Raw genomic sequence first — 13,306 nt, forward strand, 5'->3', positions numbered from 1 at the left:
ATCCGGGCCCGACGGGCCAATGTTGGCAAATGCCAGTGCTGTGATAACCGCAGCGACGAGCCAGCCCGACACGGCGATAGCGATCGTCTTGGCACTCATCGTCACGCTCACAGCGTATGTCGCAACGGATCCGGCCTCAGGCGGACACGCGGTTCCTGCCTACCGAGATCAACGTGCTTCGCACACCCGACGGAGCTGCGACCACGCGGGTCGGCGTGTCGAGATGTGGGGGCGTTGGAGCACTGGGCGAACGTCGACGACGAGCTGAAGGACGCCGAGGGCGCCGGGCGCTCCCGTTCCATCGCCGCGATGGTCGAGGACCAGCTCGCACATCGGTTCAAGCCAGTGACTCGTCCGAGCCGCCCGGTGTGGCCATCGCCCGCGGCACAGAAAGGGCATCCCCGCGCCGTAGGTACGTTCGTTGACCTTGGGTTTCCACCGGTGGTCAGGCCCATGCGGGCACATCCACCATCGCGGCGTGTTGCTGCCGGAGACGATCTCGTTCGGGTCGCGAGGCCGTTGTTGCGCTCTCGGTCGAACTGGGCGGCAACGTCGGGAAATCGGATGCCGAGCGCGTTGGTGACCGACAGCTGGAATCCCGCGCAGCACGGGCAACCGTTGCCGGGCGGGAGGCTGAGAACACCTGCACCCATCGATGATCATCCACCGACGAGGCAGACCGTCACCGGGTTACGAGACATCGCTTAGCCGCAGGCTTTGCTGAACTGCTCGTCGGAGGCGTAGGTGGTCCATTCCTCGGTGGTCAGCTCACCGGCTTGCTGACACAATCTGCGAATCGGATCGGTGAAGCTGGCCAGATGCCATTGCCGGACAGTCTCGTCATAGCTTGAGGTCGCCAGCGTTGAGCCATCCGGGCTGAAGGCGACCGACCAGACCGTGGAACTGTGCCCGGTCAACGGGACACCAAGCTGCTCGCCGGTTCCCGGATTCCAAAGCCGCGCCGTCGCGTCCACGCTCGCGCTGGCCAGCATCGTGCCATCCGGGCTGAACGCGACCGCAGTCACTGCGTCGTTGTGGCCGGTCAGCACAGGTCCGACTGCGCGACCCGTCGCAGGGTTCCACAGCCGCACGGCGTCGTCGTTCTCGCCGGAGGCGAGCAGGCTGCCGTCCTGGTTGAAGGCCACGGCGTTGACTTCTGCACCGCCTGGCAATGGGCGGCTGATCTGCCGCCGGGTCACCGGATCCCATAGCCGGATGGTCTTGTCCTGGCCCGCACTGGCGAGCATCTTTCCGTTGCTGCTGAAAGCCAGTGCGGACACCAGGCCAGAGTGCCCGGCCAGCGGCCGGCCGATCTGTTGGCGAGTGGCTACATTCCACAAGCGCACTAAGCCATCATCGGATCCGGACGCGAGCATCGTGCCGTCCGGGCTGAACGAGATCGCGTTCACCACGTTCACCGATTGCGCGTCCTCGATCGCCTTGGTAGGCGGCGAGATCATCGGCTTACCGACGGGCAGACCGGCTTGCGAATCCCACGTCAGGACCTGGTCGAAGCTGGTGGTCGCGAGCAAGCGTCCGTCCGGGCTGAACGCCATCGCATCCGCGCGGTTACTCTGCCTGTCCAACCTCCCTCCGATGCTGCTTCCGTCGGCAAGTTTCCATAGATACGCACGATCGTCGTCAGTGCCGTACGCCAGCAGCTTGCCGTCCGGGCTGTATGCCACCGCCTTGCCGCCCCCTTCAAGAACCAGGGGACCGTCGAGCGCCAAGCCGGTCGAAGGGTTCCAGAGCCGCACGGTCCCGTCCCAGCCGGCGCTGGCCAGCGATCGCCCGTCCGGGCTGAACATCACCGTCGACACGACATAGGTATGGCCGGTCAGGGGTGCGCCGATCTGCTTTCCGGTGGCCGGATTCCACAGGCGCACCTCATTGTCGTCGCCGCCGGAGGCCAACAGCTTGCCATCACGGCTGAAGGCCACACTTTCCACCGCGCGAGTGTGACCGGTCATCGGAGCTGCGGTCGGCCGGCCCGTCGCCAAGTTCACACCCGGACGGCGCGGTCGTGGCCCCCACCAGTGGCGAGCAGCTTCCCATTGGGGCTGAACGCCACTGCCTCCACGAGCCCTTGGGATGCCGGGATGCTCTTGACGCGGCGGCCCGTTGCCGGATTCCACAGTTCGATCGATCCGCGGCTCACTGCCAGCCGCGTTCCGTCTGGACTAAAAGCGCCCGCCTCTGCACCGCCATCGCGCAGCTTTCTAACGGATCGCGCGGCTCCCAGATGCCAGAGTCGCACGGACGAACGGCTCGCGATCAGCAACATGCTTCCGTCGGGGCTGAATGCCACCGACTGCACCTCCGAGCTTGTCGTACACCCGCCGCAGCCCGGAAGTGGGTGCGCCTTCTCGATCAGAGCAGCGCCGATCTGCCGCCCGGTGGCGACACTCCACAGCTGCACCACTCCGCCACCAGTACCGGAGGCCAGCGTCGCCCCGTCCGAGCTGAAAGCCACAGCATTCACAACGTCCGTTGGATCGGTAGCAGGCGCAATACTGCCCAACGGTGCGCCGATGGGCAGGCCGTTCGCCAGGTGCCACAGCCAGATCTGCGCGTTACCGGCGACCGCCAGGGTCTTTCCGTCGGGGCTGAAGGCCAGCGCCATCGCCTGACCGGGGTACTGGAGGATGTCGCCGTAATGGGTGAGGCGGGCGCTCGCCGCATCGGCTGCCTCGCGGGTGAATGATGTGTGCAGCGCCGCCGCGGCGAGACGTTGCCCCAGGCCCCACTGTGTCGGGCTTACGGCCTGGCTCTGCGCGGCGAGCTGGCGGGACAGTGCGACCGCGTGCTGCTGCTCAACTTGCTGGGCGTTGCGGGCGGCCAGCGTGGCGTTGCGATTCGCGAGTACCGCGGCGCCGGTGGTGGCGACGATCAGGACGGCCATCGCCGCGGCGATGCTCTGGTAGACGCGTCGCCGGCGCCGGTTGCGACGGGTGCTCACCGCGAGGAACTCGCGAACGTCGGCGTCTACGATCAGTGACCTGGCCGGGTCGGCGGTCCACCGGTTGACGGCCTCCTGGACGGCGTGCAGTTGCCCGCCGCGGTACAGGTACGAGGCGTCATCACCGTGGGCACGCCAACCTTGCACGTCATCGATCAGCGCTCGGTGCAGCGCCTGGTCAGCGATGCCGGGCTGAAGCCAGCCGTGCAGGCGGGTCCACGACCGCAGCAGTTCCTCGTGCGCGATCGAGACACTGTCACCTTCCGCGCGCGTGATCAGGCGTTGGGCGATGAAGGCGTCGAGAACAGCGTCGAGGTCACTGTCCGTGCAGCCGGTCGCCATGCGCAGTGCGCCGTACGTCGAGAGGTTGCGGGTAAGCCGCCCGTCGGTGACGCGGGTGAGGTGGACAAGCACCCGCCGGGCCAGATCGCGGTGACTCTCGGTCAGGTCAAGGTAGGCGCTCTCCGCACTGGTCTGCACGATGCCCGCGATCCCGCCGGTCCGGTGATAGCCCGCCACCGTCAGGCGCTCGGCGTCGCCGGCCTGCCACATGACGAACATGACCTGCGACAACAACGGCAGAGCGCCGCAGTCGAAACCCACAACCGGAGTCCGGTCGCGCAGGTCGTTCAGGATGGCGGCGGTCAGCTCCGCCGGTACCGCCACACCCGCCTCTGCTGCGGGGCCGGTGATGGCCTGGGTCAACTCCGCCTCGGTCATCGGACCGACCGTGAACACCCCGTTCTGCGCCGCCCTTTCCAGTGCCGGCACGGCGGTCGCCTGATCGAGGAAGTCACCCCGGATCCCGACCACGACCAGGGCGGCCGGGACTCCGGCCGGGCCGGTCGGGGTGGTGGCCATGGCATGCAGGGCGATGAGGAACGCCTGCTGCTCGGCGGGCTCGATACCCAGCGTGAACAGTTCCTCGAGCTGGTCGACGACCAGCACCAGCCGCGGCGGATCGGAGTTAGGCGAAGCCGAGGCCACAATCTGAGCGGCCAGCAGGTGCGCCCGTTCCGGATGGATGAGCAGGGCCTCGTAGACACTCGCGGCGTCCCCGGCACCGAGGTTGGCGAGATTAGCCGCCAAGTGCTGAACGGGCGAGCCCGATGGGCTCAGTGCCCACCGAGGCCATCGACTGCTTCCCGGTACGAGGCGGTCGTCGGCGACGGCAGCGAGCAGCCCAGCCCGCAACAGCGACGACTTACCGGCGCCCGAAGCTCCGATGACCAGCAGGATCTCGCCGGTGCTGAGCCGCTCGCCGAGCCGATTCGTCAGCTCCTGGGTCAGCCGGTGCCGGCCGTAGAAGACGGCGAAGTGCTCCTCCTCGAACGGCATCAGCCCGAGGAACGGCGAGCCGTCCCACCGAGCGGGGACATCCGCTGTTCGGGGCTGCGGGATGCGCAGCGCTCGGACCGCGTCCAGCAGCCGCCGCAGGTCCGCCCCGGCCTGGCGGGAGCGTTCCCGGTCCGCGCTCTGCCGGGCGATCTCACGCCGCAGTTCCTCGTGCAGAGCGTGCACGTCGAGCCGCGTGTTCACCAGGACGGACCCGAAGCCCCTGACGGTCGCCGTCAGATCGGCGAACGCGCCGACCATGCGCGGCAACAGCTCGGCGTCGTCGAGCCCGGCCGCGGCCTCCAGCGCGGTACCGGCGATGTCATAGGTCGCGAATAGGGCGATGACCTCGTCGCGTACCTGCTGGTCGGTGGAGCTGGAGGATGCGAAAGCCGCTGCAACACGGTCGAGGAACGCCTGCCGAACCGCGGCCACAGCCTGCGGGGCGCCGATCTCATCGGGACGCAGCTTGGCGACCGCGGCGGTGACGACATCGGTCAGCACGTTCGCGCCGACGGACCCGAGGACGGCGAGACCTGCCGCGAACATCGCACCGCCCGGTGCGACGGCCAGCGGCGCGAGCGCCGAGACGGCCAGAATTCCGATCAGTGCCGGAGCTGACGCCGTACGCAAACGGGCAGCGCAGGTGCTGACAGCTTCTGCCACCGCCGCCCGCATCCGGGCTTTGCCGGCCTCGTCGACATCGGCCCGATCGGATCGCGTCACCGGACCTTCCTAGCCGCCGAGCGGACGATCCCCGTGCGACCCGGCCGCTCCGTCCGAGGCAAATCACCCGAAAGGGGATGCGGACCCTTGGGCCAGCCTGCCACGCGGCAGGCGACGCTGGCCGCACGGTCGGTGACGTCGGCAGTCTTCGCTTAGATCTGCTGGATGCTATGTGACCGGACGGCTCTTTCACCGCCAGCGGCCGCCAGCCCAGCATCTCTGGCGACGGCCGCTACGTAGCCTTCATGCGGACGCCACCAACCTGGTCTCGGACGACACGCAACCGCAGCCGACATCTTTGTTCGCGGCATGACCACCAGTGCCGTCAACCTGATTAGCCGCACCGCCGACGGTGCCTTGAGAGCCACCGCCTCCCCATCGCCCCTAGTCTCCGCCGACGGCCGGTAAGTGGCATACGTCAACGACGTTGTACGCCTCTGCGTCCGCATCACCAACACCACGACCACCATCAGCCGACATCACCGCGACCGGTTGGCCACCTTGGGCCGGACCGCATCTGCCCCTCACGGCGTTCCCCAGACAATCGGGAAGGTGCGACCCATGGATCTCGTTCGCACCGTTCGTGCGCTGTAAGAGAAGACGCAGCACCGCGCATGGGGGTTCAAATCGAAGACCGAGTCGAGGCCTCTACCTGCCTCTGACCTCGGTATGGGAATGTGGTGTGTGTCGGGATCGACACAAACCAATACCCCATTGGGGCAGATCGTCGACCTTGAACTGCTTATAGCTTAACCACCTCCCACCTACCGCGTACTCACCCGACAGGACGACAGAACGCCCGGCCCGGCAGAATCTTCGGTTTGGGGGCGCCGCGCCTGGCGCGGTGCCCCCAAACCGACTCGAAGGCGTTCTCCGCCGTACCGAGCCGCTGTATCCAAAGTCCTCAGTGGCGGCTTGCTCACTTCTGAGCTCGCCCGGGTCGCACTAGAGGTCAGACGGCTGATCCAGTCTTACCCACGCCGCTGCGGCGCCCCGAACGATTTGACTCTTGATCCAGCAATGAATGTCGCGCTAGGGGCAACTGTCGACATCGCCGGCACTTCCGTATTGCTCTATCGCTATTACGGCGGCGTGCCCTCTTGGCCGTCGACCGAGCTAGGGGATGGCTATACCTTCTCGCTTCACTATAGTCCCGGTGAGGCTTCGGTGAAGCTGCGCGTGGAGGCGCTCCTTTCCTCGGTCAACTACGGGAGTAAATCCGCGGTTTTCCGTACAAGCGGAGGCGGGCTTGAGTCGTTCGCGGTGGTAAGCGAGTCGAACGGGATGATTCTTATCGTGGCATCCCGGGATCAAGGTGAAGCGGAAATCCGCATGCGTTCGGCAGCAAAGCATCTGGACGGAACACTCGGTACGAAATTTATCGCGGCGTGAGTGCCCCGTATTTCAGAAGGGTGCCAGTTCAGGGCGCTGGCGGCCAAGCAGGCAGACTGGCGGGGGCGACGGCTCGTCGCTGGCTGCTCGCTTCATACGCCGTCGGCACCTCACTTTCCCAGCGAGCCCACTGCCGCACCCGAACAACAAGATCACCGCTAGCGTGCCAATGTGCACTTGTTGTAGTTGACCTTCATCCTCTCGGCACCGCTCGGCGTATGACGTATCGAGCTGCACGACAACGAGGGTGCGTCCGATGTCAGCGAGGAGCACGCCGCTACGGCGAGAAGTCCCGCGAGAACAAGAAATCGGACAATCCCATACAACCGAGGCTCACGGGTGGCGTCGCAAGGTCTGCAGATTCGATCTGTGCGCAATGGCAATACCGGGTGCAGCCGACACGGGTACGGAGCGTCTAGGCGGGACTCAGACCGTGGGGCCTAAACGCAAGTTCGTCTCCGTGCTGGGTCGTATACCCGTGCACTATGTACAGGTGGCGCAGGTCGAATCTGTCGATCTCTCGGCCCCTCCAACGGGTGAACGGATGGCGGACGGGGGTCATTATGCGTACATGGGTAATCGACGGAACGTGATCTTCGCGGTGGCTCTGGCCGTCGCGGGCCTTGCTGGCTTCATCTGGTTCCTCACCGGGCAGGGTCTCGACCACGCGGAGAAGTGGGTATCGGTCTCGGGTGTTTGTATCTCAACCGCCCTCGGCGTCGCAGGACTATCCCTCGGCTGGCTGACTTGGCGTCAGTCCCGGCCGGCCGGGCAGTCCGTCAGGGTTCGCGCGTCAGGAGCGGGGTCGGCCGCGATCGGCGGGAACAATCGCGGCAGGATCGTCACTCAGGTGTCTGGTCCCCATCCACACCAGGCCTCGTCGGCGCCCGCGCCTGGCGAAGTCGCGGCAAATGGCGATGGCGCTGTGGCGGTAGGCAGGGACAACCACGCCGACATCCGTACCGAAGTCACTCGAACGAACCCGGACGAGCGTCCGTGACCCTCGACGACGACACGGAATCGGCCAAGGCTCGACTGCCGCCATCGAGCGGCTCGCACATCGCCCAGGGCCCCGGCTCGGTCGTGATCGGCGGCGCCAATGAGGCCCCCATCACCACTAACGTCACGCAAGAAGTCCGGCAGTTCCCGCTGTTCGGCCGCCGCGTCCGTCCATCGCTGGACGAGGCAGCCAGACACCTCGAGGCCGAGGTTCACAAGCAGTGGTCAGACGAAGCCATCCACCTTCAGGTGAGCGGCGAACATCGGCTTCCGGTCCGATGGGCACCGGCACGAGCCAGTCTGTGCGCTGGCGTCGTTGAGGCGCGACAGTGGATGGCGCAGCGAGTCCCCATCCTGTTTGAGGCGCGCGAAGCGCGGTGGGCCACGTCCGACGCCGATCTCGCCGGTGTCGATCTTGACTTGGTCGACGTGTGGATGACCAGGTCGCCCACGCGCCGACTGGTAGTGCTGGGCGAGGGCGGCTCAGGCAAATCGGAGCTGATGATTCGAACGCTCATCGCGCTGGTCGCGCGCCGTGAGGAGTTCGACGGCTTGGTCCCGGTGCTGATCCCGGCAGCGTCCTGGAACTCCGGCTCGGTGGGTGCCTGGCTGGTGGACTGGCTGGTGACAAACTATCGGTTTCTCGCCTCCGCCCACAGGCAAAATGACTACTCCTACGCCCGTGAACTGTTGCATGCCAACAAGATCGCTTTGATGCTCGACGGCCTCGACGAACTGCCGCCAAGCCGGCGCGAGGCGTTCGTCTCAAAGCTGAGCCTGGAGCTTGAGGTACATCCGGAGTGGGCGGTGCTACTGACGAGCCGGCCGGTGGAGTACTCCGCGGTCGCTTTTGCCAGCGACGTACCCCGCCTTGGCTGTGCTACTGGAGTCAAGCTGCTCCCGCAGCGTGCTGACCATGTCATCGAGTACCTGAAGCGCCGGTCAGTGACCGAAGGCCGGTGGAACGAGGTCGCGGCTTCCGTGGAAAAGGGGGGCCTGCTCGCTGGAGTGCTGGAGACCCCGTTGATGGCCATGCTGGCTGACACGGTGTACAACTCGGCCGCAGACCCCAAGCCGGCCCCTACCCAGCTGCTGTCGTTCGACGCCAAGAAGGTGGAGCAGCACTTGCTCGACAACTTCGTCGAGGCACGCTTCCATGACGAACGCCGTTGGGACCTCGCCGACGTCAAACGCTGGCTGGGCTTTCTTGCGTCGACGCTCAACTCCCGGGCGAACCCGATCGACCTCATCTGGTGGAACCTGCGACCCGCGATCACCAGCAAGCCGGGCAGCCGCCGCGCCTGGGCCGGCCCCGCGATGTTCGCTGCGATCATCGCCTGGACGGCGGTGTCCGGGACCATCTTCAATGGCTGGTTCTATCAGGACCTTGGATATGGTGCCGTCGCAGGCGCCCGGGTCGCGGCAGCCGCGGCGATCTGCTACGTGATCGTGCTGATCCTGACGAGGAGTAACCTGGCAGGCCTGCTCGCCGCTCTTGGCGCGTACATCGCTGGCACGGTCACCGCCAGCTACGACCTGGCCATTGCCGCAGCGATCGCCGGCGGGTTCGCGTGGCGCCCACTCGTCGTAAAACGGCTTCGAAGGTGGCACTGCCTGGTATTCGGCGGTGTGGTCGCCACGGCCAGCGCCCTGATCCAGGGTAACGACCCACCGTCCAACCACCCGCCTGGATCACCATCCTGGACCCAGGGATTCGGGTCCGGGTTCTCCGACGGCTGGGCCACCAGGGCGGACGAGGTCGTCAATGGTTGGCTGCTGTCGGCGATTCTGGCAGGCGCGCTGCTGTGGGGTGCGGCCTTCTCGGCTCCGCGGGCAGCTGATGATCGTGGGCCCGCGACGTCACGTATCCGCAGGTTCAGGCCGGCCGGATACGGGCTGGTCGTGGGCGTTGTCGTTGCGGCTATCGACAGCTTGACCAATGGCGTTCGTCCCGACGTCACCCACGGCTGGATGACCGGTCCGGCCGACGGATTCGCGGTCGGCGTCTCCGTGTGGTGTCTGGCCACGTTGCTTTCCCGGGCGCAACCTGGTCATCCTGTCTCTACGGCGTATCCGGGCCGCCCTCGTCGCTGGCGACCGAACGCCCTGCATACGGCGGTGCTTCTTGGAGCTGCCGCACTCGTGCTACACGGGGTGAGCTATACCGCACGAACAGACTGGCATCACCCTTGGCACCGAGCCGCAGCAGAAGCGCTCGGCGTCGGTGTCATCGCCTGGTTCGTAGCCCATCGCAACCGATCTGCAGCAATGGGCAGCCGCACAACCGGCCGAATCAGCCTCGTAGTCTCGGCCGTGGTCGTTGGAGGTGCCAGTGGATACCTCGACGCCATGTCGGCGGGCTGGAGCCGCGGCGTCATTACCGGTCTCAGTATCGGACTCATCCTGCTGTACGCGCGGCTCAAGATTCAAGCCGGCGACCCGGACGCTGCGATGCGCAACTGGCTCACCAGACCACTCGACGCCGGCGTTCTGGTGACCGCCGTCTATGGGCTTGCCGCAGGATTTGCCTACGGGCTTCTGGTCGGCATCATCTTCGGACTGGCCGTCCAGGTGGCACGGGACGTCTCAGGCCGTCATTTCCCATCCCGCGGTCCTCGCGTGTCCTGGCCGGGCGCGATCGGCGGCGCTGTACTGGGCACCTTGGCCGCGGTGGCGGCCGGGTTCAGCGGCATCACCGTCGCTTGGCTGGTACCGATTGGGCTGACCACCGGAGCCGCCACGGCGATTACCTTCGGCGCCCAGGGCATCACTGTGCCCGACGACGTGGTGATGTCGCCGGCGCGGTTGCTGCGGCTGGATCGCGTGACATTCGTCGTTGTCCTCGCCATCGTCGCCGTGGCACACAGCCTGGCAACCAGTACCCGGGCAGTAGCGGCCGGCAGTAGCGCATCGATCGGCGTTCTTGCGGCAGTAAGCACGTTTCTGACGTACGGGCTGACCGCGGGGTTGTTGATCGCCACGGCTCAGGCACGCTACGGCACTTTCCTGTTATGGCGCTTGATCTATGCGACACGCCGGCAGCTGCCGTGGCGGTTGATGACATTCCTCGACACGGCGCACCGCCGGGGCATCCTGCGACAGAACGGCGCGACGTACCAGTTCCGACACCAGTTCCTACAAGATCGTCTGATGGATTCTGGTTGATGATCCGGGGCGCGCACGCGGTTGGAAGACGCCTGACGCCGAACCGTAATGGAGACTTGGTGGAACTCCGAACGTACACAATGGCCGGGCTCCGTCGGGACCACGAGGCGTCGATCCGTGCAGCCACCGGCGCCGCCGGACGCCGGTGCGCAGCCGCCAGGTGGCCAGGTCCAGCGACTCGGTCGCCGGGGTGCCGTTCGGGTTGCGGTACCCGCGCAGGAAATGCTGCCCGGTGGCGCTGGCGTCCGGATGCCAGAACAGGTTGTGGTCGCTGCCGGTGGTGGCGTGGTCCACGTCGGGGGAAAGATAGATCCAGTACCCCCGGCGGGCCGCCGTCGCCGCCGGGGTGTGTATCGGCGACGACCGCGTGCATGCGGGTGCTCTGAACGATGCTGGCCGACCAGCGAGCGCAGGCCACCGCGTACCGGGCGGCCCGCCCGGACGGGCCTCGTCAGAGGCGATATCCGGGCGGGCGCATGCCTACCCTAGGAGTTGCCCCGGCACTGGTAGTCGGGGTGGGAGCCGTGGAAGACCGCCGCGCCGAAGGCGAAGACGCCGCCGTCGCAGCCGGTAAGCCAGTAGCCGTCGCCCGGTGGGGTGGCGGCCATTCCGGTGATGTGGCCGTTGACGGGGCGCCCGGCCATCGATCCGTAGAAGGTGGCGTTACCGAACGCGAACACCCCGCCGTCCTCCGCGGTCATCCAGTAGCCCTTGCCGTCCGGGGTGGCGTCCATGTCGACTACGGGCGCATTCAGCGGCTTGCCTCCCATCGAGCCGTGGAACGGCGCGTCCCCGAAGGCGAACACGCCACCGTCGCTGCCGACCAGCCAGTAGCCCTTGCCCGTCCGAGTGGGGGCCATACCGACGATGTTGCCGACCCGGATGTTGAGGCCGGGCAAGGATCCGGCGAACGGCGCGTTGCCGAAGGCAAACACCCCGCCGTCCCGGCCCACCAGCCAATATCCGCCGTCGTCGGGGGTGCGGGCCATCCCGATCACATTGTCGACCTTCACCTTGCCCGGCAGGGCGCCGTGGAACGGGGCGTCGCCGTAGGAGAAGACACCACCGTGCGTGTCGGCTTGCCAGTACCCCTTGCCAGTCGAGGTCGGGATCACATCGGCGGCGGTGGGCAGCATCGCCACGGTGAACGTCGACTCCCGCCGGTCGGTGGCACCGTGCGGGTCCTTCGCGATGATCTCCCACTTGTAGGAGACTCCAGGGTCGAGCCGGTGGGCAGGCACCTGCCATCGGGCGCCGACCAGGCCGGAGGAAACATCGACGGCCGGGCCGGTGACCCGGTGCGTGAAGGTCACAACGTCACCGTCGGGATCGGTGGCGGCGGCGGTCAAGGTCGGCGTATTGGAGCCCACGATCATACGGTCGGGGTCGGCGCGAGTGATCGACGGCGCCCGGTTGGGCAGACCGACCGCGCGAGTGACGGTGCCGGTAGCGCCGAACTCGTCGGTCACGGTGAGGGTGATCTGCCGAGTCGCGCCGGCGGCAAGTTTGACCTTGAGTTTGGCGCCGGTGGCAATCATCTTTCCGGCGTCCGTCCACGTCCAGGTGGTAATGCGGCCGTCCGGGTCGGAGGAGCGGCTGCCGTCGAGCGCGACCATGTCGGCGGTCTGCGGTGGGCGGCTGAACGTGAAGGCGGCGACAGGCTTGGCATTGGGGATGGGACGCGGTGTGGGCACCGCGTCGCCGGGGCGACCGAGATAGCGTTCGACTTCGGCGGCGTACGCATCATGGCCCTTAGGGTTGGGGTGATAGGTCGTCGGAACGGCCGCCTTGGCGTCGCCGACCTCGAGAAGCCACCGCTGTTTGTTGCTCTTGAGCCCCCGCGGGTCCGGCTCGTGGCCGTCGAACCGTTCGGCGATGGTAGAGATGAAGGTGATTCGGCCACCGCCGCCCGGGTCGAGGTTCGCGGCGTCGACCGCGGCCTGCTGCACCTTGGTGCCGTCCTCGTTGAGCTTCCGGATGGCGTCACGGGCGTTGAAGTGTGGCTTGCTGTCGGTGAGGACGTAGCTGTATTCGTCACCGACCAGATGCGGGTAACTCACCAGGGCGATCCTGGCGTTGGGTGCGGCCCGGCGGATGGTGACCAGAGCTTCCCGCAGCCGGTTGAACATGCCGTCCGTGCCGAGGTTTCGCACGCTGGCGTCGGCGCGGTCGGCCGCCTCCCGGCAGAGGGTCGCCTTGCGCTCGACCGGGACGAAACATTTGTGGACGATCGTCCCGAAGCCGATATCGTTGCCGCCGAGCGTGAGGACGACCAGGTCGGTGCTCTTGGTGAGGGCGTCCTGCTGAGGCGGGAGACCGGCGCCTTTGGATTCGGTGATGTGTCGCGTGGTCGCGCCGTTGCAGGCGGTGTTGGTCACCGTCGTCGGGTGGCCTTTCTCCCGTAACCAGATCGCGTACTTCTCGGCCCAGTTCTTGCGGCTACGCCAGCAGTCTTTCGCGCCGTAGTAGTCGGCGGCGCCGTTGCCGGCGGAGAAGGAGTCGCCCATCACCACCAGCTCGGTGACGTCGGCGACGGCCCGTGCCGGTGTGATGGGAGAGAGTAACACCGAGCCGAGCAGGAGAAGGAACAGTTTCTTCATCGAGGGATCACTCCAGAGAATGGGTTCTCTGCAGGCTATGGATGTTTACAGCCCTTCCAGCACCTACGCCCGGTTACCAACTTCTCAGACGTATTCCGGTCTCCCGCGCTGTTCGCCCGGATTCGCTGGC

At 66.6% G+C, this 13,306-nt stretch carries 7 protein-coding genes; 3 read left to right on the plus strand and 4 right to left on the minus strand.

The features are described from left to right. Positions 1-168 precede the first annotated feature (168 nt). Genes ACZ6S4_RS02180 through ACZ6S4_RS02190 form a run of 3 tightly spaced genes read right to left on the minus strand, consistent with a single transcriptional unit; the run spans position 169 to position 4,972 of the window. The gene (locus ACZ6S4_RS02180) at positions 169-663 is read right to left on the minus strand and encodes a zinc-ribbon domain-containing protein (protein ID WP_465473111.1); all 495 of its coding nucleotides are present in this window, start codon (positions 661-663) and stop codon (positions 169-171) included. 41 nt (positions 664-704) lie between these two features. Beyond that, positions 705-1,970 carry a WD40 repeat domain-containing protein gene (locus ACZ6S4_RS02185; RefSeq protein ID WP_465473112.1) on the minus strand — a complete coding sequence of 422 codons (1,266 nt, stop codon included), beginning with the start codon at positions 1,968-1,970 and terminating at the stop codon, positions 705-707. A gap of 32 nt (positions 1,971-2,002) precedes the next feature. Continuing rightward, entirely contained in the window at positions 2,003-4,972 is a 2,970-nt protein-coding gene (locus ACZ6S4_RS02190) for an nSTAND1 domain-containing NTPase (RefSeq protein WP_465473113.1), read from the minus strand. Between the two features lie 963 nt (positions 4,973-5,935). Here ACZ6S4_RS02190 and ACZ6S4_RS02195 point away from each other — a divergent pair. From ACZ6S4_RS02195 to ACZ6S4_RS02205, 3 genes are all read left to right on the plus strand, one after another. Further along, a complete protein-coding gene (locus ACZ6S4_RS02195; RefSeq protein ID WP_465473114.1) occupies positions 5,936-6,412 on the plus strand; it encodes a hypothetical protein in 477 nt (158 codons plus the stop codon). A gap of 493 nt (positions 6,413-6,905) precedes the next feature. Then, positions 6,906-7,412, plus strand: a complete 507-nt coding sequence (locus ACZ6S4_RS02200) for a hypothetical protein (protein ID WP_465473115.1) — start codon at positions 6,906-6,908, stop codon at positions 7,410-7,412. Continuing rightward, entirely contained in the window at positions 7,409-10,576 is a 3,168-nt protein-coding gene (locus ACZ6S4_RS02205) for an NACHT domain-containing protein (RefSeq protein WP_465473116.1), read from the plus strand. Before ACZ6S4_RS02200 ends, ACZ6S4_RS02205 begins: the two co-directional genes overlap by 4 nt. A 485-nt stretch (positions 10,577-11,061) precedes the next feature. Here the strand turns inward: ACZ6S4_RS02205 and ACZ6S4_RS02210 are convergent, their stop codons facing one another. Then, the gene (locus ACZ6S4_RS02210; RefSeq protein ID WP_465473117.1) at positions 11,062-13,176 is read right to left on the minus strand and encodes an SGNH/GDSL hydrolase family protein; all 2,115 of its coding nucleotides are present in this window, start codon (positions 13,174-13,176) and stop codon (positions 11,062-11,064) included. Positions 13,177-13,306: the final 130 nt, after the last annotated feature.

The sequence above is a fragment of the Actinoplanes sp. NPDC051405 genome (genome assembly GCF_055586185.1).